20 protein-coding genes are annotated in these 24,962 nt (G+C 72.4%); 11 read left to right on the top strand and 9 right to left on the bottom strand.

Going from position 1 to position 24,962, the window contains the following annotated elements:
* Positions 1–10: 10 nt before the first annotated feature.
* Positions 11–853, bottom strand: coding sequence for an arylamine N-acetyltransferase family protein (locus tag ACXKR8_RS23455; RefSeq protein ID WP_458274831.1), 843 nt, complete (start codon positions 851–853; stop codon positions 11–13).
* A gap of 197 nt (positions 854–1,050) precedes the next feature.
* Between ACXKR8_RS23455 and ACXKR8_RS23450 the strand changes: the two genes are divergently transcribed.
* From ACXKR8_RS23450 to ACXKR8_RS23440, 3 genes are all read left to right on the top strand, one after another.
* Positions 1,051–1,683, top strand: a complete 633-nt coding sequence (locus ACXKR8_RS23450; RefSeq protein WP_458274830.1) for a hypothetical protein — start codon at positions 1,051–1,053, stop codon at positions 1,681–1,683.
* 72 nt (positions 1,684–1,755) lie between these two features.
* A complete protein-coding gene (locus tag ACXKR8_RS23445; RefSeq protein ID WP_458274829.1) occupies positions 1,756–3,732 on the top strand; it encodes an SPFH domain-containing protein in 1,977 nt (658 codons plus the stop codon).
* A gap of 63 nt (positions 3,733–3,795) precedes the next feature.
* Positions 3,796–8,571 carry a DNA repair ATPase gene (locus ACXKR8_RS23440; RefSeq protein WP_458274828.1) on the top strand — a complete coding sequence of 1,592 codons (4,776 nt, stop codon included), beginning with the start codon at positions 3,796–3,798 and terminating at the stop codon, positions 8,569–8,571.
* Here ACXKR8_RS23440 and ACXKR8_RS23435 read toward each other — a convergent pair.
* Positions 8,556–9,593, bottom strand: a complete 1,038-nt coding sequence (locus ACXKR8_RS23435; protein WP_458274827.1) for a PucR family transcriptional regulator — start codon at positions 9,591–9,593, stop codon at positions 8,556–8,558. The genes ACXKR8_RS23440 and ACXKR8_RS23435 overlap by 16 nt on opposite strands.
* A gap of 121 nt (positions 9,594–9,714) precedes the next feature.
* On the opposite strand from ACXKR8_RS23435, the gene ACXKR8_RS23430 reads away from it, so the two are divergent.
* Both ACXKR8_RS23430 and ACXKR8_RS23425 read left to right on the top strand, forming a co-directional pair.
* The gene (locus ACXKR8_RS23430) at positions 9,715–10,236 is read left to right on the top strand and encodes a SigE family RNA polymerase sigma factor (protein ID WP_458274826.1); all 522 of its coding nucleotides are present in this window, start codon (positions 9,715–9,717) and stop codon (positions 10,234–10,236) included.
* Positions 10,233–11,180: a hypothetical protein gene (locus tag ACXKR8_RS23425; protein ID WP_458274825.1), complete on the top strand. Its 948-nt coding sequence runs from the start codon at positions 10,233–10,235 to the stop codon at positions 11,178–11,180. Before ACXKR8_RS23430 ends, ACXKR8_RS23425 begins: the two co-directional genes overlap by 4 nt.
* Here ACXKR8_RS23425 and ACXKR8_RS23420 read toward each other — a convergent pair.
* Positions 11,155–11,568, bottom strand: coding sequence for a nitroreductase/quinone reductase family protein (locus tag ACXKR8_RS23420; protein WP_458274824.1), 414 nt, complete (start codon positions 11,566–11,568; stop codon positions 11,155–11,157). The two genes, ACXKR8_RS23425 and ACXKR8_RS23420, sit on opposite strands and share 26 nt — an antisense overlap.
* 76 nt (positions 11,569–11,644) lie before the next feature.
* On the opposite strand from ACXKR8_RS23420, the gene ACXKR8_RS23415 reads away from it, so the two are divergent.
* The 3 genes from ACXKR8_RS23415 to ACXKR8_RS23405 all read left to right on the top strand — a co-directional run bounded on the left by ACXKR8_RS23415 (position 11,645) and on the right by ACXKR8_RS23405 (position 14,985).
* Positions 11,645–13,021, top strand: coding sequence for a hypothetical protein (locus ACXKR8_RS23415; RefSeq protein WP_458274823.1), 1,377 nt, complete (start codon positions 11,645–11,647; stop codon positions 13,019–13,021).
* A 123-nt stretch (positions 13,022–13,144) separates the two neighbouring features.
* Positions 13,145–14,257 (top strand): NADH:flavin oxidoreductase, encoded by a 1,113-nt coding sequence (locus tag ACXKR8_RS23410; protein WP_458274822.1) that lies wholly within the window; start codon positions 13,145–13,147, stop codon positions 14,255–14,257.
* Positions 14,258–14,346: 89 nt separating this feature from the next.
* Positions 14,347–14,985 carry a pyridoxamine 5'-phosphate oxidase family protein gene (locus ACXKR8_RS23405; RefSeq protein ID WP_458274821.1) on the top strand — a complete coding sequence of 213 codons (639 nt, stop codon included), beginning with the start codon at positions 14,347–14,349 and terminating at the stop codon, positions 14,983–14,985.
* Between the two features lie 130 nt (positions 14,986–15,115).
* On the opposite strand, the gene ACXKR8_RS23400 is transcribed toward ACXKR8_RS23405, so the two are convergent.
* Positions 15,116–15,340, bottom strand: a complete 225-nt coding sequence (locus ACXKR8_RS23400) for a hypothetical protein (RefSeq protein ID WP_380507338.1) — start codon at positions 15,338–15,340, stop codon at positions 15,116–15,118.
* 181 nt (positions 15,341–15,521) lie between these two features.
* On the opposite strand from ACXKR8_RS23400, the gene ACXKR8_RS23395 reads away from it, so the two are divergent.
* Positions 15,522–16,328 carry an integrase gene (locus ACXKR8_RS23395; protein ID WP_458274820.1) on the top strand — a complete coding sequence of 269 codons (807 nt, stop codon included), beginning with the start codon at positions 15,522–15,524 and terminating at the stop codon, positions 16,326–16,328.
* Between the two features lie 95 nt (positions 16,329–16,423).
* Here the strand turns inward: ACXKR8_RS23395 and ACXKR8_RS23390 are convergent, their stop codons facing one another.
* The 4 genes from ACXKR8_RS23390 to ACXKR8_RS23375 all read right to left on the bottom strand — a co-directional run bounded on the left by ACXKR8_RS23390 (position 16,424) and on the right by ACXKR8_RS23375 (position 19,423).
* Positions 16,424–17,191: a hypothetical protein gene (locus ACXKR8_RS23390; RefSeq protein WP_458274819.1), complete on the bottom strand. Its 768-nt coding sequence runs from the start codon at positions 17,189–17,191 to the stop codon at positions 16,424–16,426.
* A 287-nt stretch (positions 17,192–17,478) separates the two neighbouring features.
* Positions 17,479–17,691, bottom strand: coding sequence for a hypothetical protein (locus ACXKR8_RS23385; RefSeq protein ID WP_458274818.1), 213 nt, complete (start codon positions 17,689–17,691; stop codon positions 17,479–17,481).
* A gap of 94 nt (positions 17,692–17,785) precedes the next feature.
* On the bottom strand, positions 17,786–18,742 hold the full coding sequence (locus ACXKR8_RS23380; RefSeq protein ID WP_458274817.1) for a pirin family protein: 957 nt from the start codon (positions 18,740–18,742) through the stop codon (positions 17,786–17,788).
* A 129-nt stretch (positions 18,743–18,871) separates the two neighbouring features.
* Positions 18,872–19,423 carry an SseB family protein gene (locus tag ACXKR8_RS23375; RefSeq protein ID WP_458274816.1) on the bottom strand — a complete coding sequence of 184 codons (552 nt, stop codon included), beginning with the start codon at positions 19,421–19,423 and terminating at the stop codon, positions 18,872–18,874.
* A 160-nt stretch (positions 19,424–19,583) separates the two neighbouring features.
* Between ACXKR8_RS23375 and ACXKR8_RS23370 the strand changes: the two genes are divergently transcribed.
* Both ACXKR8_RS23370 and ACXKR8_RS23365 read left to right on the top strand, forming a co-directional pair.
* Positions 19,584–21,416 (top strand): acyl-CoA dehydrogenase, encoded by a 1,833-nt coding sequence (locus tag ACXKR8_RS23370; RefSeq protein WP_458274815.1) that lies wholly within the window; start codon positions 19,584–19,586, stop codon positions 21,414–21,416.
* 274 nt (positions 21,417–21,690) lie between these two features.
* Positions 21,691–22,998 (top strand): M18 family aminopeptidase, encoded by a 1,308-nt coding sequence (locus ACXKR8_RS23365; RefSeq protein ID WP_458274814.1) that lies wholly within the window; start codon positions 21,691–21,693, stop codon positions 22,996–22,998.
* A gap of 102 nt (positions 22,999–23,100) precedes the next feature.
* Here ACXKR8_RS23365 and ACXKR8_RS23360 read toward each other — a convergent pair whose 3' ends face one another.
* Positions 23,101–24,909 (bottom strand): NHL domain-containing thioredoxin family protein, encoded by a 1,809-nt coding sequence (locus tag ACXKR8_RS23360; RefSeq protein WP_458274813.1) that lies wholly within the window; start codon positions 24,907–24,909, stop codon positions 23,101–23,103.
* Between the last annotated feature and the right edge of the window lie 53 nt (positions 24,910–24,962).

Here is a 24,962-nt window from a genome sequence, read left to right as displayed (position 1 = left end):
TGATCGGGGTTCAGTCGGGGATGGCGGCGACCAGCGCTTCGACCTCCGCCGGCGACAGCTCAAGACCGAACTCCTCCCGCAGCACCCCCGCCAGCTCGCCGTCGGCCAGCTCCCGCTCGGTGGCCGCCCGGTCCGGACGGACCAGCGAGAAGCGGCGTCCCAGCAGCTCCCGGGTCTCCCGGTCGCCCTTGCGCATCACCACCGGGCGCCGCAGGAACGGCGAGGTGGGGTAGGTGGCGATGTAGTGGTTGGCCACCTCGATGTCGATGGCCTGCTGCGGCTCCTCGGTGAACCGGTAGAGCCTGGTCCACTGCGCGCCCTGCAGCTCCGTCAGCCACCAGCCGGTTCCGTCCTGGTCGCGGACCAGCCGGTAGCTCCAGCCGCCCTGCCGGCTCGGTTCCCCCGCGATGAACGGCAGCGGCTCCAGCAGCCCCGAGCCGAAGCCGACGTCCGCGAGCCACTGCTCCCCGCCCGCGCCGGTCACCTTCAGCACCAGGTGCGAGCGGGCCCGGGGCCGGGTCGGATCGTCCCCGGTCCGCGCCAGCAGCCGGTCCACCCGGAACCCGAGCCGGGTCAGCACCGCCGCGAACAGCGTGCCGTGCTCGAAGCAGTAGCCGCCGCGCCGCTGTCCCACCAGCTTCTGCTGGACGCTCGCCAGATCCACCCGGATCCCGCGCCCCAGCATCAGATCCAGGTTCTCGAACGGAATCGCGGCGAGGTGCGCCCGGTGCAGCGCGGTCAGCGTCGCCCGGTCCGGACGGAGCTCGCCGCGGTGGCCGATCCGGAGCAGATACCCGTCCAGATCGAGCGTGCCGGTCTCCCACTCGTCGTACTCAGCCTGATCGTTGGTCATGCCGAGCATCGTCACACGGAACCGCTGCAGGCAGCGCCGGTACCGGTTCCGGCCGGGGTCAGATCCCGGACGTCAAGGAGCCGTCAAGATTGCCGGGATCATGCAGTGCGACCCGCTGCCCCGCGCTGTCAATCTGTCCTCGGCCAGGTACGGCCGTGGGGGTCGTACCGGTTGCTGCAGGGGTGGAGTGACTCGCGGTGGGCGGCTTCCTGAGGGTGGTGACGGGCTTTCCCACCGTGGTGTTCAGCTTCGCTCTGGTAGTGGTGGTCGGGTACTGGTTCGTGGTCCTGCTCGGGGGAGTTCACTTCCACGGCGGGCACCACGGGGGACACCAGAGCACCCACGGGGGGCATCACCACGGCCACGGGGGCCTGCGGCGCACGCTGGGCCTGGGCGGGGTGCCGATCACGGTGGCGGTGTCACTGCTGATCGCCCTCGCCTGGTTCAGCGCGCTGGCCGGGACGGTGCTGCTGGACGGCAGGCACGGGGGAGCCCTGCTGCCGGCCGCACTGGTCGGGGGATGGCTCGGGGCCCGGGTGCTGGTGTGGCCGTTGCGGCGGCTGATGCCGGCGCCCGGACCCCCGCCGTCCCGCCTGGACTTCGTCGGCCGCGGCTGTGTGATCCGCACCGGCCGGGTCGGCCCCGACTTCGGCCAGGCCGAGGTCCGCGCCGAGGACGGGTCCTCCGCCGTGGTGCAGGTCAGGCAGAGCGCGGACGAGGCCACCGGGCCGGGGAGCGTGCTGACCTCGGGCGCGTCCGCCCTCATCTACGACTACGACGCCGAGGGCGAGTTCTTCCGGGTCATCCCGGACCTCCCGGCCCTCCTCTAGGTCTTCCAGAACCTCCAGATCTTCCACCAGGTCTTCCAACCCATCTCGTACCAGTCCGGAGAAGGACCAGCCATGTCTGTTGTCACGATCGGAATCGGCGTGCTCGTCGCCGTCCTCCTGCTCATCGGCCTGGGCACGCTGCTGCTCTTCGGCCGGCTGTTCCGGAAGGTCACCCAGGGCGAGGCGCTGATCATCTCCAAGCCCAAGCACGTGGAGGTCACCTTCACCGGCGCGCTGGTGATCCCGGTGCTGCACCGCTCCGAGGTGATGGACATCTCGGTGAAGACCATCGAGATCACCAGGACCGGCCGCGAGGGCCTGATCTGCCAGGACAACATCCGCGCCGACATCCAGATCACCTTCTTCGTCCGGGTCAACAAGACCGCCGAGGACGTCATCAAGGTCGCCCAGGCCATCGGCACCGACCGGGCCAGCCACCAGGAGACGATGCAGACCCTGTTCGCCGCCAAGTTCGCCGAGGCGCTGCGGACCGTGGGCAAGCAGCTGGACTTCGTCGAGCTCTACACCAAGCGCGAGGAGTTCCGGGACCGGATCATCGGCGCCATCGGCACCGACCTCAACGGCTACCACCTCGAGGACGCGGCGATCGACCACCTGGAGCAGACCCCGCTGACCCAGCTCGACCCGGCGAACATCCTGGACGCCCAGGGCATCCGCAAGATCACCGAACTGACCGCGCTGGAGCACATCCGCACCAACGACTTCCAGCGCAACGAGGAGAAGGAGATCACCCGGCAGAACGTGGACGCCCGCGAGGCCGTGCTGGAGCTGGAGCGCCGCCGCTCCGAGGCGGAGATCCGGCAGCGCCGCGAGGTCGACACCCTGCGCGCCAAGGAGGAGTCCACCACCGCCCAGGTCCAGGAGGAGGAGCGGCTCAAGTCGCACAGCGCGCTGCTGCGCACCGAGGAGCTGCTGGGCGTGCAGCGGGAGAACCAGGCCCGGGAGATCGCCGTGGCCGAGAAGAACCGCGAGCGGGTCATCGCCATCGAGACCGAGCGGATCGAGAAGGACCGGCTGCTGGAGGTCGTCAACCGCGAGCGGGAGGTCGAACTCTCCCGGGCCGGCAAGGACAAGCAGGTCGAGGTGGAGCGCCGGGGCGTCGCCGAGGTGGTCCGCGAGCGGATCGCGGTGGACCGTACCGTCGCCGAGCAGGAGGAGGCGATCAAGCGGGTCCGGGTGGTCCAGGAGGCCGAGCGCACCCGCGAGGCCGTGGTCATCGCGGCCGAGGCGGAGGCACAGGAGTCGCTGGTCAAGGACATCAAGGCGGCCGAGGCCGCCGAGCAGTCCGCCACCTTCCGGGCCAGGGAGCAGCTGGTCCTGGCCGAGGCCGGCCAGCAGAGCGCCGAGCTGGAGGCGACCGCCGCGGTGCGGCGGGCCGAGGGCGCGCGGGCCACCGCGGGCGCGGCCGGGCTGGCGGCGGCCGAGGTGTCGGAGCGTCAGGCGCTGGCCGACGCGGTCGGCATCAGGTCCAAGCTGGAGGCCGAGGCCGAGGGACTGCTGCGGAAGGCCCAGGGCATCGAGAAGGTCGGCCTGGCCGAGGCCGCCGTCACCGAGAGCAAGGCGCTCGCGGACGCCGCCGGGATCAGGGAGCGGCTGCTGGGCGAGGCCGCAGGTCTGAAGGAGAAGGCCGTGGCGATGGCCGCGCTGGACGAGGCCTCGCGCACCCACGAGGAGTTCCGGCTGCGGCTGGCGGCGGAGAAGGAGATCCGGCTGGCCGGTCTTGACGTCCAGCGCCAGGTCGCCGAGGCCCAGGCCTCGGTGCTCGCGGCCGGTCTGGAGAGCGCCGACATCGACATCGTGGGCGGCGACAGCATGTTCCTGGAACGGCTGGTCGCTGCGGTGTCCTTCGGCAAGGGCATCGACGGGGCGGTGCAGAGCTCGGACACTCTGAAGGCGCTCGGCGGGGAGTGGCTGAGCGGGGAGAAGAGCTTCGCCACCGACGCCACCGAGGTGCTGACCGCGCTGGGCAAGGGCGGCCCGCTCAACCTGCTCGCGCTGCAGAAGCTGCTCAACGGCACCACCAACTAGTCCGTCAAGCAATCCGTCAGATCAGGCAGTCCGTCAGATTTCAGCAAGGGGAGCAGTCAAGCCATGGGCGTCGAGGACGGCACCTACCAGGTCCTGCGGGCACGGCTCGCCGACCGGGCCGGGGAGTTGGGGCGGCGGATCGCGGCGCTGAACGCCCAGCGGCAGGAGGTCTTCGGCGCCGCCGCCCTGGAGCTCGTCGGCTCCGCCCGACTGCACACCAGCGGCGAGGCTCTGACCTGCGGAATCGTGGTGGTCCGGCCGGGCGTGCTGCTGCTGGGCAGCTCCGCGCCGACGCTTGCCGCCGGGATGCTCTCGCTGCACACCCCGGACGGCGAGCCGGTCGACCCGGCCGCCGTCCCCGGCCTGCTGGACGACGAGCGGTTCCAGCACGACCTGGCCGAGCTGCTCCGCTACTACCGCGACGCCCGGCTGGTCGACCTCTGCCGGACGCCGGCCGGACGGCTGCTCGCGGTCTTCGCCACCGACCCGGCCGGGGCCGATCTCCGGGTGCTGCGCTGGCAGGTGACGGACGATCAGGTCAGCTACCTGGACAACTACGGCGAGCGCGACCTGCCGCAGCTGCCCGCCTTCGAGCAGCTCGACTGGACCCTGACCGACCGCGAGCAGCACCACGACAACCGGGTGCTGACCGGCCCGGACGGCATCTCCGTCGCCACCACCGGGGGCAGCCTCACGGTGCGGGCCGCCGACGGCCGGCTGCTGTACCAGGAGCCGGTCGACGATCCGCTGCAGAGCCTCGCCGACGCCGCGATCGCCTTCGCGCCGCTGGCGCCGCTGCTGCTGCTCCGGGTCCGCCCCTACAACGAGGCGGAGGACCGCTACCTGGTCGTCAACACCAGGACCGGCGGGGTCCGCCGCCGGGACGCCATCGCCCAGGGCTGCCGGCTGCTGCCCGCCGAACAGGGCCTGATCTTCGCCGGCGGCTACGAACTGGCCGACGGCACCCACCGCAGCTTTCGCACCGACATCGAGGGGCTGCGCTTCGACGCCGTGGTCGCCTCGCCCAACGGCGAGGACCTGCTCTACGTGCTGCGCCGTCCCGGCCGCTCCCAGGTGCTGCTGCTGCCGTGGAACACCCTGCGCCGGGAGGCCGCGGCGCCGCTCTACGGGGCGGGGCACACGCTGCTCGCGGACGGCGCGCTCGTCCTGCTCAAGCCCGCGCCCGAGCCGGTGCGCAGCCATGACGTCCAGCTCTGGCGCACGCCCTTCACCACCGCCGAGTACGCCGCCGCGCAACCGGCCGGCAGCGGCCCGCTGGAACGGATCGGCAACGCCGACCTGGTGCGGGGCATCGCCGACTGCCTGGACGTGGTCCGCACCGCCGACGCGGGCGGCGGCGCCGCCTTTGGGGCCGGCATTGAGGCCGCCGTCCTGCTCGACGCCTGTGCCAAGGCCGCCGACCGGCACCACTGGCTGGCCGACACCGGACTGCTCGAACCCCTGGCCGAACTCCGCTCCGCCGCAGAGCAGTTGGGCGCGGAGCAGGCCCGCATCGGAGCCCTCACCGCCCGCGCCGCCGAGGCCGTCGCCGGCGCCCGCGAGCAGGCGGCGTCCCTGCTCCGCCGCTCCCAGGGCGAGCCCCCGACCAGCGCGGACGCCTGGACCGAGCTGCTCACCGAGCTGCGCCGGGCCCAGGGCGGCACCAGGCTGCTGCGCGAGCTGCCGCAACTGGACCTGCCCGCACTGGAGGCGGTCGAGGCGCTGCTCGCCGAGGAGCTCACCGCAGCCACCGTCCGCGCCCTGGCCTATCTCTCCGACCCCGCCGCGGACGCCTTCGCCGCGCCCCTCGCCGCCGCCAGGGCCGCCGCCGACGAGGCCGCGGCGGTCGGCACCGCCGCCGAGGCGACCCGGCTGGCGGAGCGGCTCGCCGAGCAGGCCGACGCCCTGGCCGGGGTCACCGACCTGGTCACCGGCACCCAGACCAACGGCGTCCAGGCCTCCGGCCCGGAGGGTGAATCGGCCGATCCCGAGGCCGCCGCTGCCGCGACGGCTGTCCTGCTCGCCATCGGCGAGGTCCTGGCCGCCGTCAACCGGGCCCGGGCGATCCTGGACGGACGCCGTCGCGCGCTGCTCGACAGCGAGCACCGGGCCGGCTTCGCCGCCGAGTCCGCGCTGCTCGCCCAGGCCACCACCGCCGCGCTGGCCGCCGCCGACACCCCGGCCGCGGCCGACGACCAACTGGCCCGGCTGCTACTGCGGTTGGACGGCCTGGACGCCCGCTTCGCCGAGGCCGAGGACCTCGCCGAGCAGCTGACCGCGCACCGCGAGCAGGTCCAGCAGGTCTTCGCCGGACGCCGGCAGGCCCTGCTGGACCAGGCCGCCGCCCGGGCCGACCGGCTGGCCGCCTCGGCCGCCCGCGCGCTCACCGCGCTGGGCCGCCGGCTGGCCGGGCTGCGTGCCCCGGAGGAGGTGCACACGGCCCTCGCCGCCGACCCGATGGCGGTCAGGGTCCGCGCCGCCGCCGCCGAACTGCGCCGGCTCGCCGACCCGGTCCGGGCGGCCGAGCTGGAGGACGGGCTCACCGCCGCCGCGCAGTCCGCCGTGCGCACCCTGCGCGATCAGGCCGACCTCTCCGCCGACGGCGGCGCCACCGTCCGGCTGGGCCGGCACCGCTTCGCGGTCCGCCGCGAGCCGCTGGAACTGACCCTGCTGCCGGAGGCCGACGGGCTGGTCTTCACCGTCACCGGGACGGCCTACCGCCGCGCCGCCATCAGTCCCGGGCTGCTCGCCGGGCGGGCGTTCTGGACCCAGCCGCTGGTCAGCGAATCCCCTGAGCTCTACCGCTCGGAATACCTGGCCACCGCCCTGCTGGAGCAGGAGTCCGACGAACCGCTGTCGGACGGACCGCTGTCGGACGAACCGCTGCTCAATCAGGTCCGCCGGGCGGCCGAGGGGGCGTACGACGAGGGCTACGAGCGGGGCGTGCACGACCAGGACGCGGCGCTGATCCTCGGCGCACTGCTGCGGCTGCGCGCCGGCGCCGGGCTGCTGCGCTACCCCGCCGCCCAGCGCGCGGCGGCCCAACTGTTCTGGGCCCACGGCGCGGACGACACCGCCCGCGCCTCCTGGACCCGCCGCGCGCGGTCCCTCGCGCTGGCCCGCAGCACCTTCGGCCCGGTCGCCGCGCTGGCTGAGCTGGCCGCAGAACTGTCCACCGCCGTAAGCGAGTTCAACACCATCAGGGGGCTCCCCGATCAACCCGACACCGGCGTCTATCTGCTGGAGGAGCTGGCCGCCGCGCCCGAGGGCTTCGCCACCAGCAGCGCGGCCCGCACCCTGCTCGACAAGTTCCAGCACACCCTCGGCAGCTCCCAACTCACCGACGACCTGCGGTTCCTGGACCAGGACCTGGCCGCCCGGCACCAGCTCGCCAGCGCCTGGCTCGGCTCCTATGCCCAGGCCACCACCACCGCGCCCGATGACCAGAAGGATCCGGGCCACGCGGCCGAACTGGCCGATCTGGCCGAGGCCGCCGCCCTGCTCTGCGCCCCGGAACTGCCCCGCTACGACCTCACCGCCCCGCTGTCCGAGACGGTCGAGGGCCTGCTCGGCAGCCACCCCCGGATCCAGCACGGCCGACTCACCGTCAGAGTCGACGAACTGCCCTTCCGGGCCCAGGAGTTCCGGGAACGTCGAGTGCCGGCCCACCGCGCCTTCCAGCGACAGCGTGCGGACGCCCTCAGCGCAGAACGTTCCCGGATCCGCCTGGACGACTACCGCCCCCGCCCACTGGCCGGCTTCGTCCGCAACCAGCTGATCAACGAGGTCTACCTCCCGCTGATCGGCGACAACCTCGCCAAGCAGCTCGGCGCGGCCGACTCGCGCACCCCGGACCGCAGCGGCCTGCTGCTCCTGCTGTCCCCGCCCGGCTACGGCAAGACCACCCTGCTCGAGTACGTCGCCGACCGGCTCGGGCTGCTGATGGTCCATGTCGACGGCCCGGCCCTCGGCGCCGGCACCACCTCGCTCGACCCGGACCGGGCCCCGGACGCGGCCGCCCGCCGCGAGGTGGAGAAGATCGTCTTCGCGCTGGAGGCAGGCAGCAACGTGCTGCTCCACCTCGACGACATCCAGCACCTCTCACCGGAGCTGCTGCAGAAGTTCATCCCGCTCTGCGACGCCCAGCGCCGGATCGAGGCGGTCAGCGAGGGCGCCGCCCGCAGCTTCGACCTGCGCGGACGCCGCTTCGCGGTGTGCCTGTCCGGCAACCCCTACACCACCTCGGGCCGCCGCTTCCAGATCCCCGACATGCTGGCGAACCGCGCGGACGTGTGGAACCTCGGCGAGGTCCTCACCGGCCGCGACGAACTCTTCGCGCTGAGCTTCCTGGAGAACGCCCTCGCCGCCAACCCGGTGCTCGCCCCGCTGGCCGGCGGCGACCCGGCCGACCTGCGGCTGCTGGTGCGGCTCGCCTCCGGCGATCCGGCCGCGCAGGCCGACCAGCTGTCCCGTCCGGTCCACGACCTGGACCGGACCCTGGCCGTGCTCACCCGGCTGCGCCGGATCCAGCGCACGGTGCTCGCCGTCAACCGCGCCTACATCGCCTCCGCCGCCCAGCAGGACGGCACCCGCACCGAACCGCCGTTCCTGCTCCAGGGCTCCTACCGGACCATGGCCGCGCTCGCCACCCGGGTCGACCCGGTGCTGGACGACACCGAACTCGAGGCCCTGCTCGACGACCACTACCTCGCCGAGGCGCAGACCCTCGGCCCCGCCGCCGAGGCCAACCTGCTCAAACTCGCTTTGCTGCGAGGCGGACTGACGCCGGATCAGAATATCCGCTGGGCCGAACTCACCGCCCCCTACCGAAGCTCCTGACCCGTCATCGTCGTCATCGGCCACCCCATCAACCGGGCCCCCAGCGCCGCCGTCTCCAGCGTGTACCGCTGCAGCGCGTCGTCCGGATCGAGTCCGCTCAGCTGGGTGATCCGCTCCAGCCGGTACGACAGCGCCCGTACGCTCAGCCCCAGCCGCCTGGCCGCCTCCGCGGCCACATAGCGGGACTCGGCGTACGCGGCCAGCGTCTCCAGCAGCGGCTTCGCGCCGCCCCTGGCCGTGGTCAGCGGCCCGAGCACGCCGTGCACCAGATCCTCCAGCGCCTCCCGGTCCCGCAGCAGCACCGGCAGCACCAGCAGGTCCGCCGCCCGCAGCAGCCGCCCGGGGAGGCCCAGCCTGGTCGCCTGCTCCAGCGCGTTCCTGGCCTCCTCGTAGGAGCGGACCACCCCGCCCGGCCCGCTGTGCGGCCGGCCCACCACCACCCGCCGGCCCTCCGTCAGCGCCGCGAACTCCTGCACCGCCGGCGCCTCGCCGGTCCCGCTCGGGACGATGCAGACCAGCCGTCCGTGCTTCACCGCGAGCAGCACCTCCTGGTCGCCGAAGCGGCCCAGCAACTGCCGCTCCACCCCGCGCACCAGCGGGTCCTCCAGGTCGTAGCCGTCCCCCTCGGCCACCGCGACCACATGCGCGCAGGCCAGGTTGAGCCCGAACCGCTCGGCGTGCTCGGCCAGCCGCCCCTGGTCGCTGCGGCTGCTCAGCAGGTCGGCCAGGAACTCCCGGCGCGAGGCCTCCTCCTGGTGCAGCCGCTGCCGGTGGGCCCGTCCGTGCCCGGCCGCCAGCGCGGCCACCCCGGCCCGCAGCGCGGACAGCGACGCGGCGTCCACGGTCCGGCCCACCCAGACCGTGCCGGTCGCGGCCAACTGCTCGTCTATCAGCTCGGCCAGCCCCTGGCCGGTCGCCGCGGCCTGGTCCCCGACCTCCCGCAGCTGCTCCAGCTCCTCGCGCCGCAGCCGCCGCCCGGTCGCGGCGACCTCGCCCAGTACCTCGGTCCATCCAGCGGACACCACGCGTTTTCCCCCCAAGCCCACCAGCCGACGCGCCAGGTTAACCGATGCTTTGACCGATCCCCTTGACGGGGCAACGGTTTGAGCCCCCATGGACTCCCTATGGGCAGGGAGGTGCTCAATGGGAGCCCAGAACGAGGAGCGGGACGACGAGTTCCACCAGTTCGTCACGGTCGCCTGGCCGAGACTGCTGCGGACGGCGTTCCTGCTGGCGGGGGAGCGGCACACGGCCGAGGACCTGGTCCAGACGACCCTGGAGCGGGCCTTTGTGGCCTGGTGGCGGGTCAGCCGGGCCGACGACCCGGACGCGTACGTCCGCCGGATCCTGGTGAACGAGCACGCCCGCCGCTTCCGTCGGCGGCTGCGGGAGCACCTGGTCACCTCGGTGCCGGAGCGCGCGGCCGAGGGCGGCTTCGGCCGGGTCGACGACCGTACCGCGCTGCTCGCCGCCCTGGCCGGGCTGCCGCCCCGGCAGCGGCAGGCGGTGGTGCTGCGCTACTGGGAGGACCTCAGCGAGTCCCAGGTCGCCGCGGCCATGGGCTGCTCGGTGGGCACCGTGAAGAGCCAGGCGTCCAAGGGCGTCGCCAAACTGCGGGCCGTCTTCCTGCCGGCCGGCGTGACCCGACTGGGAGGAGCGGCATGACTGCCGACAGCAGCAGCAGCGACAACAGCAAATACGGCACCGACGACGCGGGCCGGCCCGGCGACTGGCTCGCCGAGGGCCTCACCGACGGCCTGACCGATCTCGCCGACAGCCTGGAGATCACCCCCGCCCCCTACCAGGAGGTGCTCCGCGGCGGACGCCGCCGGCGCAGGCAGCGGCGGACCCTGGCGCTGGCCGGCGCCGCGGTGGCGACCGCGGCCGTGCTCGGCACCACCCTGGGCCTGGGCCTGCCGGCGAACCCGGCGAAAGGCGCCACCGCCTCGACGGCCACCGGCGGCACCGCCGCGCCCACCGCCCGGACCGGCTCCGCCCATCCGTCCGCCCCGCCCGCCCGCGACCCGATGAAGCCGATCACCGCCCTGCTGGCGCAGGGGACCTCCGGCGGCAAGCACTGGAAGGCCTGGGCCGACCTCTGGCCGGCCGTCGACCAGCAGCACGACCTGCAGCAGCTGCAGGCCATGGACGCGGTCAGGGTCAAGGCGATCCCGCAGCTGCCCCCGGCGACGCAGAGCGACGCCGACCGGTCCTGGCAGCAGGACAACGACTTCGTCAACCTCTATCTGACCGTGGACGGCAAGCGCCTGGTGGACGACTCGGTGCAGACCACTCCTGCGCCCGGCAGCCCCTGGTCCAGCAGCACCAAGCAGATCGAGGGGAACGAACTGATCGGCACGCTGCTCGGCTTCAAGGGCGGCGAGATGGGCACCACCCCGGTCCTGCTGGCACAGGTCGGCAGCGACGCCGCCAAGGTCGTGGTCACCTGGCAGGACGGCAGCACCTCCCGTCCCGCCGTCCTCAAGGTCGGCGACTCCCCGGTCCGCTGGTTCGCCGTGGCGAAGAAGCCCGGGCAGTCCGACCGCTTCATCAAGGTCTACGACGCCCACGGCAGGCTGCTGCTCACCGACTCCCAGTGGTTCCACTGAGGAGGTCGACCCGCACGGTCAGCAGGTTCGTCCCGAAGGCCCGGACCGCGGTGCTGTTGAGCCGCGGCAGGCTCCGCAGCCGCGCCGCGGCGTCGTCGTCCGGCAGCAGCCGGGCGGTGCCCGGGTACCACCGCCCGCCGATCCGGACCCGGACCTCGGGGTGGGCCTGGATGTTCCGCACGTACTGCGACTTCTCGCCGTACTCCGACACCAGCCAGAACTCCTCCCCGACCAACCGCCCCCCGACCGGCGTCGCCCGGGGCAGCCCGGACGTCCGCCCGGTCGTCTCCAACAGCGTCTGAATCGGCACCCGCCGAAGCACCGGATTGAGGATCCGCCGCTGGAACGCCGTGACCGCCCGGAACTTGATCTCATGCTGACGCGCCATCTGACTCTCCCGTGGTCCGAGGTGGATCAGGGTATTCGATTGCCCGACGCCCGACGGGTCTGCGACGCTCGGCCGCATGTTCTCCCGACGTCATCGCCGTGCATCCTCCACCCAGGCCGCTCAGCCCACCGGGCCCGCCTTCGGCACCGCCGAGGTGGCCGAGGCATGGGCGCAGCTCGACGCGGGGGACGTGCCCGGCGCCCTGCGCAAGCTGCGGGCCTGCGCCGAAAGCGCTCCGCTCGGTGAGATCGCCCAGGTGGCCGGGCGGGCCGCAGCGGCAGCGGGCTTCGACGACCTGCGCGACGCGGCGGCCAAGGTCGTCGGGGACCCGGAGGACGCGCGCGCCCTCTACGACTTCGGCTACGCGTGCGTCGAGCGGGGCGTCGGCTACCTCGCGATCCCGGCGCTGCGCGAGGTCGTCCGGACCCACCCGCAGGCCGCAGGCCCACGCCGCGAGCTGGTGTCCGCGTACGAGGGCCAGGACCGCCACGGCGAGGCCGCGGACCTGCTGCTGCCGCACGAGGACGACCTGGACCACTGGCCGGACCGCTACCTGCTGGTCTTCAACGCGGTCACCTCCGGCCGACTGGACCTCGCGGAGCAGCAGTTCGGCAAGCTCGCCGCCCCGTCCGAGGAGATGTGGCAGCCGGTCCACGCGCGCCTGGGCCGGGTCATGGCCCGCGCCGCCGCGGTGCGCGCCACGGGTGCGGCACCGCTGGACCGCACCGACCTGCGCGGCTGGCAGTACGTGCTGCGCGGTTCGCTGCTCGGCCACCTCTCGCCGTACGGCTTCGACGCGGGTATGCGCGGCCGCTACGCCTACCTGCAGGACTCCTACGCCGCCTGCCGCACCGGGATCGAGCGGCTGCGCCTGGCCCTGGAGGCGAGCGGGCAGCGGCCCACCACCGTCTCGCTGCTCCCGGACCGGGGCAGCCGGATCCTGGGCCTGGCCGCGGCCGAGCTGCTGGGCCTGCCCGCGGTGCCCTTCGAGCCGGAGCGCGAGGCCACGCTCGTGGTGGCCTACGACCTGAGGGAGTTGCTGGCGCCGGAGGCGCCCGACGCGGGCGTTGAGGCGCTACAGGCTCTCGCGGCCCGCACCCCTGGCCAGATCCTCCACGAGCACGCCAGTTGCTGGACGGACACCCCGCCGGTCACCGCCGACTCGGTGGGTCTGCTGGCGCAGTCGGTCACTCCGCCGTGGGGCGAGCTGCTCCAGGGCAGCCCCGACCACTCGGGCGTGGACCGTCTTCCGGCCGACCAGCGGCCGGACTCGGAGCTGGCCGCGGAGATCGTCTCGGCGAGCCCCGAGACGGACGCCGGTGACGGCGCCACTCCGCCCGACCCGGACGCCGCGTTCACGTCCTTCGCCGCCGCCGTGGCCGGCACCTGGCTCCAGGGCCCCCGCGACCGCGTCCGCGCCATGGGCCCGGTGCCGAGCTCCCGCTTCACCTGACCACCGGCCGACTCGACGCCGGCACCGGCGGAATGAGATCCGCATCCCTGGTGGTTGCTCAGGGCGGACGGTGCTGTCGGGCACCGTCGCCGCTCTGTGCTCAGCCGATTCAGGAGATCTTCCGTGACCAGCCTTGCGACCCAGACCCTGTCCCGTCCCTTCACCCTGGGCGGGCTCACGGTGCCGAACCGGATCGCGATGGCGCCGATGACCCGGCAGCAGTCGCCCGGCGGCGTGCCCGGCGAGGACGTGGCCGCGTACTACGCCCGGCGGGCGGCGGGCGGCGTGGGCCTGATCATCACCGAGGGCACCTATGTCGGCCACCCCTCGGCGGGGCAGAGCGACCGGGTGCCGCACTTCCACGGAGCGGACGCGCTGGCCGGGTGGGCCAAGGTCGCCGAGGCGGTGCACCAGGCCGGGGGCAAGATCGTGCCGCAGCTCTGGCACGTGGGGATGACCCGCACCGCCGAGGCCACGTCCTTCCCCGGGGCGACCGCCCTCGGCCCGTCCGGCCTGGCCCTGGACGGCACCGCGTCCGGCGCCGGCCGGGCGATGACCCACAGCGATCTGGACGAGGTCATCCGCGCCTTCGCCACCGCCGCCGCCGACGCCGAACGCCTCGGCTTCGACGGAGTCGAGCTGCACGGCGCCCACGGCTACCTGATCGACCAGTTCCTCTGGTCGGGCACCAACAGCCGCACCGACGGCTACGGCGGCAGCGTCAGCTCCCGCGCCCGCTTCGCCGCCGAGGTGATCGCCGCGGTCCGCGAGGCGGTCTCCCCGGACTTCCCGGTGATCTTCCGGCTGTCCCAGTGGAAGATGAACACCTACGACGCCAGGATCGCCGAGACGCCCGCGGAGCTCGAAGCCCTGCTCGCCCCGCTCGCCGCGGCGGGCGCCGACGCCTTCCACGCCTCCACCCGCCGCTACTGGCTGCCCGAGTTCGACGGCTCCGACCTCAACCTCGCGGGCTGGGCCAAGAAGCTCTCCGGCAAGCCGACCATCACCGTCGGCTCGGTCGGCCTGGACATCGAGTTCACCAGCTCCTTCCAGGGCAGGACCGCCTCCGCGACCGACATCGACGACCTGCTGCAGCGCCTGGAGCGGGACGAGTTCGACCTGGTCGCGGTCGGACGCGCGCTGGTGGCCGATCCCTCCTGGGCCGCCAAGGTCCTCTCCGGCCGCATCGCCGAGCTGACCCCCTTCTCCCCGGAGGCGCTGCGCACCCTGCACTGACCCGGGCCCGGTGACCTAGGCTCGGTGCGACGGCTGCGACGGCTGCGACGGCTGCGACGCGGTCGCGGACTGGTGGGGAGGGTTCGTCAGTGGACACGGCGGAGACGGCTGGGCTGGTGGAGGTCACGTCGGCGGACGAACTACGGGAGCTGCTCGGTGCGCCGAACCCGCGGGACGCCGGCAAGGTACGGACGGTGCTGCACGAGCACGACAAGGCCTGGCTGGCGGCGTCACCGTTCTGCCTGCTGGCGACGGCGGCGGCGGACGGCAGCTGCGACGCGTCCCCGAAGGGTGATCCGGCGGGCTTCACCCTGGTCCTGGACGACCGCACGATCGCGATCCCGGAGCGTCCGGGCAATCGACGGGCGGACGGCTATCTGAACGTGCTGAGCAATCCGCACGTCGGCCTGCTCTACCTGGTCCCCGGCCGCGGCGACACCCTGCGCATCAACGGCCGGGCCCGGGTGGTCCGGGAGGCGCCGTTCTTCGACCGGATGACGGTGAAGGGCCACCGGCCGCAGCTCGCCCTGCTCGTGGAGATCGAGGAGGTCTTCTACCACTGCTCCAAGTCGTTCCTGCGCTCCGCGATGTGGAAGCCGGAGACCTGGGACCCGCAGGCAGCGCCTTCCCGCGCACGCATCGCCAAGAGCCTGGAGCGCCCCGAGCAGTCCCTGGAGGAGCTGGAGCAGTACTACGGACCCCACTACGGCGACCACATCTACGGCTGACACGCAGGTGGCGGTGAACACCGTAAGCCCGGCCGTCAGCTGTGCTGGGCCGGGCCTACCGCGCCGTACGGGGGACAGGGCGGGGTGGAGCTGGATGACAGAGAAAACAGGGGTGGAGCCGGGTGGTGCGTCAGAGCTTGCTGAGCTTGGTGAAGGGGGTCGGGATGCGGAGCTGACGAGAGCCGAAGTCGACCATTACCGCGGTCTCCCCCTCGACTCCGATGATCCGTCCGAGCCCGTGCTGGTCGTCCGTCACCAGATCCCCGACAGCGAAGCTCTCGGGGGTCGGGGGTTCGGCAGGTGCCTTGAAGGGACTGGTGGGCATGTGGCGCCGGGTCGCGGCGGTTCTGGTCATTACCAGCAGTATGCGCTTGTTAAGGAGCGGCTGGCAGGTTCGCCGCTGAGTTGAGATGAGATCGAGGCCCGAACAAAAGCCCGCACAGCCGTGCCAGTGATCATCACTGCGGGGGACCGCGCGGCCAAAACTCTGTCCCCGAATGGGGCTCTCCCGCACACTGATGGCTATGCGGGTGGAGATGTCAGGCGAGTCGCAGCGCCCGGACCGGGCGAGTGAGGACTACGTGGCGGCGACGCCGGAGGCCCTGGTACTGCTGGACGGATCGAGTTCGCCCGCGGCGATGGAGTCCGGCTGCGAGCACGGCACCGCCTGGTACGCGCGCCGGCTCGGCGTACATCTGCTCGCTCGAATGGTGGACCGGCCGGACCGGACGATGGCGCAGTGCCTCAGCGACGCGATCGCCGAGACGGCCTCGCTGCACGGGGCGCGTTGCGATCTGGCGCACCCCAATACGCCCGCCGCGATGGTGGTGGCGGTCCGGCTGCACGGGCCCGCGCTGCAGTACCTGGTCCTGGGCGACTCGCTGCTGGTGCTGGACCGCTTCGGCGAGGTGGCCGTGGTCGGCGACAACCAGCCCTTCCCGGCCGGGGAGCCGCTGCGGCAGCAGGTGCACGCCACTCCGCCGGGCACGCCGGAGCGCGCGGTGCTGCACATGCGCTACGCCCTGGCCGTGCGCGCCGCCAGGAACACCGGGCGCGGGCCCTGGATCGCCGCCGCCCTGCCGAAGGCCGCCGAGTACGCCGAGACCGGGTCGGTCCCGCTGGCCGAGCTGCGCTCCCTCGCCGCGCTCACCGACGGGGCGTCCCGCTACGTCGAACGCTTTGACCTGGGCAGCTGGCCGGACGCGCTGGCCCTGCTGGAGGACCAGGGGCCGGCCGAGCTGCTGCACCGCGTCCGCCAGGTCGAGGCGGACGACGCCGACTGCACCCGCTGGCCCCGCGGCAAGATCCGCGACGACGCGACCATCCTCTTCGCCCGGATCTGACTGATGCCCTGATCCGACTGTGCCCTGATCTGACTGTGCCCGGGTGGGACGGTCGACGGACCGTCCCACCCGGGCATCAGTGCTGTACTGCCGTACTACGCGGTGATGGTCCAGTAGGACCAGGCCGCGCTGCCCGCGTGGTCGCGAGCGTCGCCACGGAACGAGGCGGCGGAACGGAAGACGTAGCCCTTCTCCCAGTTGGGGAAGTTGACCGCGTAGTTGCTGTGGCTGTCGAGCTTGAACACGACGGGCGTGTTGGCCGCGATCCACTTGCCCTTGTAGAAGACCTGGACGTACATGGTGAAGTTCTGCCCGGCCTTGCTGGGCGACACCGTGCCGCGGACGACCGGGGCGGTCTTCGCGTGGAACTTGTGGACCGAGTGGCCGGCCCAGGTGTAGCTGCTGTAGTAGCCGCTCAGCTTGGCGCTCACGGCGGCGGTGGCCCGCACGATGTGCTGGCTGGAGTGGGACGCGGCGTAGGTGGCGCCGCCGCTGAACGTGGCCCAGAAGGTGTGGTTCTGGTAGCTGTGGTACTTGATGGTCAGGTTGCCGTGCTTGTCGACGGCGCCCTTGCCGACGACGAAGGGCTTGTCGCCCTTGCCCCAGGCCTGGCCGTAGACGACCACGGTGCGGTTGGTGCCGTGCTTGTCGAGGTGAGCGGTCAGCGTGATCCAGGTGCCGGCCTTGGCGTTCGCCGTGCTGGTCTTCAGCGTCAGGTGGGTGGCGACGCGGGCGGCGGCCTTCGTGCTGGCGGTGACGGCGGTGTGCGCGACCGGCGTGGCGGCCACGGCGGAGCCGGCGGTCAGCGCCAGGACGCTGGCGGCAGCGGCCACAGCGGTGCCGATGGAGATGCGAAGCTTCAAGTTGAGCCCCCAGTAGAGCGTGCGTGAGCACGTGCCGCGGCGCGGGCAGAGAAGCCCCCTGCTCCCTCGCTGCCGCGGTCAACGAACTGAGATTACGACATGGGTCCGACATGTGAAGGCTGAGGGGAGGCTGTGACAACACTGTTGCATAACGGAAAGAGGGCCGACGTCCAGGTCGACCCTCTTTGTCCGAACTGTGCCTTCCCGGTGGGCAATCAGCGGCGATTCGGAAGCCAATCAACTCCCATTCGCCGAGTGCCCGCCGGCCGCCCGATGGAACTCGGCGGTCAGACGAGCTGACCCGCGCTGGTCGGCGTCTCGCTGTCGTCCGGGGCCGGGACGGCGTAGACGGCCCAGCCCGTACCCCAGCGCCGGACGCTCACGAAGTAGCCCAGCCGCTTCATCCTCGGGCCCAGGTCCACCGACTCCGCCACGGCGTCGGTCCTGCTCATGCCGTCGGTGAGACGGGCGAACGCGGGTCGTGCCGACGTGCTGTCCATGATCCGAACCGTACTACGGCACCGGCCCGGCGACCCCGGCCTCAGGCCTCAGCTCCAGGCCTGAGGCCTCAGCTCCAGGCCCCAGCCCCCGGCCTCAGGCGCCGGCCGGAACCGTGCCCAGCCGCCCCGCCTGGAAGTCGTCGAAGGCCTGCGCCAGTTCGGCGTGGGTGTTCATGACGAACGGCCCGTACTGCATCATCGGCTCGCGGATCGGCTGCCCGCCGAGCAGCACCACCTCGAAGTTCTCGCTGCGGGAGTCCTGGTGGGCGTCCGCCCGGATCGTCAGCGAGTCGCCCTGGCCGAAGACGACCGACTGGCCCATCCGGAACGGACGTCCCTCCGCGCCCGCGGAGCCGCTGCCGGCCAGGCCGTAGGCCAGGGCGTTGAAGTCGGACCGCCACGGCAGCACGACCTCGGCGCCGGGGCTCACCGACAGGTGGATCATGGTGATCGGGGTGTGGGTCGCGCCCGGGCCCTGGAAGCCCGCGATGTCGCCGGCGATCAGCCGGACCAGTCCGCCGCCGTCGCCGGAGGCGAGCAGCTTCACGCTGGCGCCGCGGATGTCCTGGTACTTGGGGGCGATCATCTTGTCCGCGGCGGGGAGGTTCACCCAGAGCTGCAGGCCGTGGAACAGCCCGCCGCTCAGCACCAGGGACTCCGGCGGGGCCTCGATGTGCAGCAGGCCCGAACCCGCGGTCATCCACTGGGTGTCGCCGTCGGTGATCACGCCGCCGCCGCCGTGCGAGTCCTGGTGGACGAAGGTGCCGTCCATCAGATAGGTGACCGTCTCGAAGCCCCGGTGCGGGTGCCACGGGGTGCCCTTCGGCTCACCCGCCTGGTAGTCCACCTCGCCCATCTGATCCATCATGATGAACGGGTCGAGACGCTTGTAGTCGATGCCGGCGAAGGCCCTGCGGACGGGGAAGCCCTCGCCCTCGAAGCCCTCAGGAGCGGTCGCGACCTGGAGCACCGGGCGGGCCACGGCGGTGGTCGGGTCCGGAGCCTCCACTCGCGGCAGGACCAGCGGATTCTCGACAGTCACTGCGGGCATGGCAACCTCCTCGATGCGTACGGCACCAGCGGTGCCGACATCAACGAGATTAGTTGATGCGTCAACCGAAAGCAAGTTGAACCTTCAACTAGCCGCCGAAGCCGCCCGCTGGCCGGTAGTCGCCCGCTGCTAGCCGTACATCCTCCGCATGGTGAAGTCGACCATCTGCTCCACCGCCTTGGCGTCGAACACCATCCGGTGCTCCCCCTCCATGTCCATCGCGAAGCCGTAGCCGGTCGGCAGCAGGTCGAGCACCTCCGCCCCGGTGACCGTGAAGTACTTGGAGTCCTTGCCCGCGTAGCGGCGCAGCTCCTTGAGCGAGCTGAACATCGGGATCACCGGCTGCGGGGTGTTGTGCAGCGCCAGGAAGCCGGGGCGCTCGCCGCGCGGGCAGTACACCTTGGAGGTGATGAAGATCGACTGGAAGTCCTCCACCGGCAGCCCGCCGGTGGTGAAGGCCCGGACGGCGTCGCTGAGCGAGGGCGGGGACGGTTCCGGGTAGAGCGGCTGCTGGGGCTGCTGCGGCCCGTAGCCGCCCATGTTCATGTCCGGGGCCATCCCGGCGCCGAGGTCGGGTCCGCCCATGCCGGGACCCATCCCCGGCTGGGGTGCCTGCTGCTGGTAGGGGCCGCCCTGGTAGCCGGGTCCGGCGCCGCTCGTCGTCTGCTCGTAGCCGTACACATGCCCAAGGTTATCGAGTTCGCCGCCACCCGAACGGCCCGGTGGGGTTGAATTAAGTTACCTACGGGTAGCATCATGGTACTTACCGCTGGGTAGGGGGCGTAGTCTGCTGCGCCACGCAGATCCCGGCACCTACCGACGCGATGACCGGAGAACGTTCATGGGTCACTACAAATCCAACCTGCGAGACCTGGAGTTCAACCTCTTCGAGGTGCTCGGCCGGGACGAGGTCTACGGCACCGGTCCCTTCGCCGACATGGATGTGGAGACGGCGAAGAGCATCCTCGCCGAGATATCCCGACTGGCCGAGAACGAGCTGGCCGCGTCCTTTGCCGACGCCGACCGCAACCCCCCGGTCTTCGACCCGGCGACCAACACCGCTCCGGTGCCGGAGACCTTCAAGAAGAGCTACCAGGCCTACATGGACGCGGAGTGGTGGCGCCTCGGCATCCCCGAGTCCATCGGTGGCACCCCCACCCCCAGCAGCCTGATCTGGGCGTACGCGGAGATGGTGCTCGGCGCCAACCCGGCGATCTGGATGTACTCCTCCGGGCCGGCCTTCGCCGGCGTCATCGCCGACGAGGGCACCGAGGAGCAGCTCAAGGTCGCCCGGCTGATGGCCGACAAGGGCTGGGGCTCCACCATGGTGCTCACCGAGCCCGACGCGGGCTCGGACGTGGGCGCCGGTCGGGCCAAGGCCGTCCAGCAGGCCGACGGCAGCTGGCACATCGAGGGCGTCAAGCGCTTCATCACCTCGGGCGAGCACGACATGTCCGAGAACATCGTCCACCTGGTGCTGGCCCGCCCCGAGGGCCACGGCCCGGGCACCAAGGGCCTCTCCCTCTTCATCGTGCCGAAGTTCGACTTCGACTGGGAGAGCGGCGAGCTGGGCGAGCGCAACGGCGTCTACGCCACCAACGTCGAGCACAAGATGGGCCTCAAGGCCTCCAACACCTGCGAGCTGACCTTCGGCGACCGGCACCCGGCCAAGGGCTGGCTGCTGGGCGAGAAGCACGACGGCATCCGGCAGATGTTCCGGATCATCGAGTTCGCCCGGATGATGGTCGGCACCAAGGCCATCGCCACCCTCTCCACCGGCTACCTGAACGCGCTGGAGTACGCCAAGGAGCGGGTGCAGGGCCCGGACCTCGCCGAGTTCCTCGACAAGGCCGCGCCCCGGGTCACCATCACCCACCACCCCGACGTCCGCCGCTCGCTGCTCACGCAGAAGGCGTACACCGAGGGCATGCGCGCGCTGGTGCTCTACACCGCGAGCGTCCAGGACGAGATCCAGCTGCTCAAGGCCCGCGGCGAGGCCGCGGACGCCGCCGAGCGGCTGAACGACCTGCTGCTGCCGATCGTCAAGGGCTACGGCTCGGAGAAGTCCTACGAGCAGCTGGCCCAGTCGCTGCAGACCTTCGGCGGCTCCGGCTACCTGCAGGAGTACCCGGTCGAGCAGTACATCCGGGACGCCAAGATCGACACCCTGTACGAGGGCACCACCGCGATCCAGGGCCAGGACTTCTTCTTCCGGAAGATCGTCAAGGACCAGGGCCAGGCCCTGACCTCGCTCTCCGAGCAGATCCAGAAGTCCATCGCCAACGGCCTGGGCGGCGACGACCTGGCCGACGAGCGGGAGCAGCTGGCCGCCTCGGCCGGCGACCTGGAGGCCATCGTCGGCGCGATGCTGAACCAGCTCGCCTCGGTCGAGCAGGACACCCGCAACATGTACAAGGTCGGCCAGAACACCAGCCGGCTGCTGCTGGTCTCCGGCGACGTGGTGATCGGCTGGCTGCTGCTGCGCCAGGCCGCGGTGGCCCAGGCCAAGCTGGCCGAGGGCGGCGTCTCCGCCAAGGACACCGCGTTCTACCAGGGCAAGGTCGCCGCGGCACGCTTCTTCAGCCGGACCATCCTGCCGACCGTCCACGCGCAGCGGCTGATCGCCGAGGGCATCGACAACTCGATCATGGACCTGCCGGTCGAGTCCTTCTGAAGTCCTTCCGGCTCCCCGGCTCCGGCCGGACGGGCCTGAGCTGAGCGCATCCAGGGCCCCGAGGCATCCGCCTCGGGGCCCTGCCGCGTGGACCGGGCCGTCGGCGTCCGGGCCGGTGGCTCGTCGGGGCTCCGTGCGGTGGCTCGTCGGCGCTCCCGCGGCACGTGACAATTGAGCCACCGGCCCGGGCGTAGGCTCGGACGGCACCATGCGGCGCCGACGACCCATCCGGCCCAGGCCCCGTCCCGGGAACCCCCTCACCCCTGGAGCAGCATTGACCAGCGCAGCCGGCGCGGGCCGCGTCGCCTTCGACCGCGGCCACACCGACGACCTCATCGCCTTTCTGCAGGCCAGCCCGTCGCCGTTCCACGCGGTCGCCAGCGCCGCGGAGCGGCTGGAGAAGGCTGGGTTCCGTCAGGTCGAGGAGACCGCGGTCTGGGAGGGGACCACCGGCGGCCGCTATCTGATCCGCGGCGGCGCGCTGATCGCCTGGTACGTCCCGGCGGGGACCACCCCGGCCACGCCCTTCCGGATCGTCGGCACCCACACCGACTCGCCCAACCTCCGGGTCAAGCCGATCCCCGACACCGGCCGGGCCGGCTGGCGCCAGGTCGCGGTCGAGATCTACGGCGGGGTTCCGCTGAACACCTGGCTGGATCGCGACCTCGGCCTGTCCGGGCGGCTGGCCCTGCGCGACGGCAGCACCCGGCTGGTCCAGCTGGACGAGCCGCTGCTCCGGGTGCCCCAGCTGGCGATCCACCTGGACCGCGGCGTCAACGAGGGGATGACGCTCGACCGGCAGGTGCACCTCACCCCGATCTGGGGCCTGGGCCAGGTCGACGAGGGCTCGCTGATCGACTACGTCGCCGCGGCCGCCGACCTCGACCCGGAGCAGGTGTCCGGCTGGGACCTGATGGTCCACGACATCCAGCCGCCGTCCTACCTGGGCCGCGACCGCGAGCTGCTGGCCGCGCCGCGGCTGGACAACCTGCTCTCGGTGCACGCCGGCACGGCCGCCCTCGCGGCGGTCGCCACCGGCGGCCGGGAGCTCCCGTACATCCCGGTGCTGGCCGCGTTCGACCACGAGGAGAACGGCAGCGAGTCGGACACCGGCGCGCAGGGGCCGCTGCTCGGGACGATGCTGGAGCGCTCGGTCTTTGCCCGCGGCGGCACGCTGGAGGACCGCGCCCGGGCCCTGGCCGGGACGGTCTGCCTGTCCTCCGACATGGGCCACGCGGTGCACCCCAACTACAGCGAGCGGCACGAGCCGGGACACCGTCCGATGCCCAACGGCGGCCCCATCCTCAAGGTCAACGTCAACAACCGCTACGCCAGCAACGGGGTCGGCCGCGCCGTCTTCGCCGCCGCCTGCGAGCGGGCCGGGGTGCCGTGGCAGGCCTTCGTCTCCAACAACGCGATGCCCTGCGGCACGACCATCGGCCCGATCACCGCGGCCCGGCTGGGGATCGCGACGGTCGACTGCGGGGTCGCCGCGCTGTCGATGCACTCGGCCCGGGAGCTGTGCGGCGCGGACGACCCGTTCCTGCTGGCGGCGGCGCTGAAGGCGTTCCTGGAGGGGTGACGCCGGGGACGGGCTGACGCGGCGGCGGGCACCCGTTCGCTGCGGGCACCTGCCCCCCGGGCACCTGCCCCCCGGGGCCCCGCCCCCCGGCATCCGGTTCGGCTATCCGTCCATCCCGGCCAGGACCAGCGGGAGCCGGTCCGTCGCGCCGGCCACCAGCCGTACCGGGACGCCCCAGTCCTGCTGGTGGACGTGGCAGGTCGGGTACTCGATCGCCGGGTCGTCGTCGCAGCTCGCCGCCATCGCGCTGATGTGCAGCACGCCCTCGCCGACCTCCGGGTTGAGCCGCAGCCCGCGGCTCAGTGCCGGGTCGGCGCCGGTGCCGTCCAGCAGCAGTTCCGGCGGGGTGGAGCTGACCAGCAGCCGGGTGGCCGGGCCGTACGACTCGTCCAGCTTCTGCCCGGCCGGCGGGGTGAAGATCACGTCCAGCTGCAGCAGTCCCGGGCTGACCTCGGTCGCGGGCCGCTTGGTCCGGTGCGCGGCGGCCTCGACCCGGACGGCCTCCTCGGGCAGCCGCAGCCGGGTCAGCCGGTGCCGGGCGGACTCGACCACGACGATGTCCCCGTCCACGACCACCGCGCCGCTGGGCTCCCGCAGGTCCGTGGCCAGGGTACTGACCTGACCCGTGGCCGGGTCGAAGCGGCGCAGGGCGTGGTTGTAGGTGTCGGCGATCGCGACCGAGCCGTCGGGGAGCACGGTCACCCCGAGCGGGTGCTGCAGCAGTGCCTGCGCGGCGTCCCCGTCCCGGTGGCCGAAGTCGAACAGGCCGGTGCCCACGGCCGTGCTCACCTGGTGTGTTTCACGTGAAACAGAGCGAATGGATGACGTCTCGGAGTCGGCCACCCAGAGCCGGTCCTCGGTCGCGGCCAGTCCGGACGGCTGGGCGAACCAGGCCTCCGCTGCCGGTCCGTCCACCAGTCCCTCGTTGGTGGTCCCGGCCGCGACCGCCACGGTGTCCGCCGCCGGATCGTAGGTCCACAGCTGGTGCGTCCCGGCCATGGCGATCCACACCTGGCCGTCGAACCAGGCCACGTCCCAGGGCGAGGACAGACTCACCTCGCGGGCCGGGCCTGCGGTGGGGGAGTTCTGCCACCACTGGCGGCCGGTCCCGGCGACCGTGCTGACCTGGCCCGATGTCAGATCCACCCGGCGCAGGGCATGGTTCACCGTGTCCGCGACGATCACCGCGCCGTCCGGCAGCAGCGCCAGCCCCTGCGGCTCGCTGAACCGCGCGTGCTCCGCCGGGCCGTCGAGCAGCCCGCGCTCGCCGTCGCCGATCCGCCGCAGCACGGTCTGGCCGTCCTCGGCCAGCTCCACCAGCGAGTGGTGCCCCGAGTCGGCGACCAGGTAGCTGCCGCCCGGCAGTCGCAGCGCCTTCCCGGGGAAGCGCAGCGCCCCGGGCTCGGCCGCCGGCGGCACATAGGGCCCGTCCCCGCGCCGCAGCGTGCCCTTGGCCGCGTGCTCCGTCTCCAGCTCCTGAACCAGCGCGGCGATGGCGTGCGCATGCCCCTCGCCGGCGTGCTGGGCCACCACATAGCCCTCGGGATCCACCACCACCAGGGTCGGCCAGGCCCGCACCGCGTACTGCTTCCAGGTGACCAGCTCCGGATCGTCCAGCACCGGATGCCGCACGTCGTACCGCGCCACCGCGTCCACCACGGACTGGTGCTCCGCCTCGTGCACGAACTTGGGCGAGTGCACCCCGACGATCACCAGGGTGTCCCGGTGCTTCTCCTCCAACTCCCGGAGCTCGTCCAGGACATGCAGACAGTTGATGCAGCAGAAGGTCCAGAAGTCGAGCAGGACGATCTTCCCCCGAAGACCCCCCAGCGTCAGTTCCCGACCGCCCGTATTCAGCCAACCGCCAGCGCCGACAAGTTCGGGGGCGCGTACCCGTGCACGTGAAGCCATACCCGTATCCAACCCCATCGGGCTGTGGACGTATTCCGGCATTGCTCCCCGCT

The sequence above is a fragment of the Streptacidiphilus sp. PAMC 29251 genome (assembly GCF_054208735.2).
This window is presented reverse-complemented; position numbering and strand designations above follow the sequence as displayed.

Coding starts and splice junctions, on each gene's coding strand:
- ACXKR8_RS23455 (WP_458274831.1), bottom strand. CDS start 853: ATGACCAACGATCAGGCTGAGTACGACGAGTGGGAGACCGGCACGCTC.
- ACXKR8_RS23445 (WP_458274829.1), top strand. CDS start 1,756: ATGTCTGTTGTCACGATCGGAATCGGCGTGCTCGTCGCCGTCCTCCTG.
- ACXKR8_RS23440 (WP_458274828.1), top strand. CDS start 3,796: ATGGGCGTCGAGGACGGCACCTACCAGGTCCTGCGGGCACGGCTCGCC.
- ACXKR8_RS23430 (WP_458274826.1), top strand. CDS start 9,715: ATGGGAGCCCAGAACGAGGAGCGGGACGACGAGTTCCACCAGTTCGTC.
- ACXKR8_RS23425 (WP_458274825.1), top strand. CDS start 10,233: ATGACTGCCGACAGCAGCAGCAGCGACAACAGCAAATACGGCACCGAC.
- ACXKR8_RS23420 (WP_458274824.1), bottom strand. CDS start 11,568: ATGGCGCGTCAGCATGAGATCAAGTTCCGGGCGGTCACGGCGTTCCAG.
- ACXKR8_RS23415 (WP_458274823.1), top strand. CDS start 11,645: ATGTTCTCCCGACGTCATCGCCGTGCATCCTCCACCCAGGCCGCTCAG.
- ACXKR8_RS23400 (WP_380507338.1), bottom strand. CDS start 15,340: ATGACCAGAACCGCCGCGACCCGGCGCCACATGCCCACCAGTCCCTTC.
- ACXKR8_RS23395 (WP_458274820.1), top strand. CDS start 15,522: ATGTCAGGCGAGTCGCAGCGCCCGGACCGGGCGAGTGAGGACTACGTG.
- ACXKR8_RS23385 (WP_458274818.1), bottom strand. CDS start 17,691: ATGGACAGCACGTCGGCACGACCCGCGTTCGCCCGTCTCACCGACGGC.
- ACXKR8_RS23380 (WP_458274817.1), bottom strand. CDS start 18,742: ATGCCCGCAGTGACTGTCGAGAATCCGCTGGTCCTGCCGCGAGTGGAG.
- ACXKR8_RS23370 (WP_458274815.1), top strand. CDS start 19,584: ATGGGTCACTACAAATCCAACCTGCGAGACCTGGAGTTCAACCTCTTC.
- ACXKR8_RS23360 (WP_458274813.1), bottom strand. CDS start 24,909: ATGGCTTCACGTGCACGGGTACGCGCCCCCGAACTTGTCGGCGCTGGC.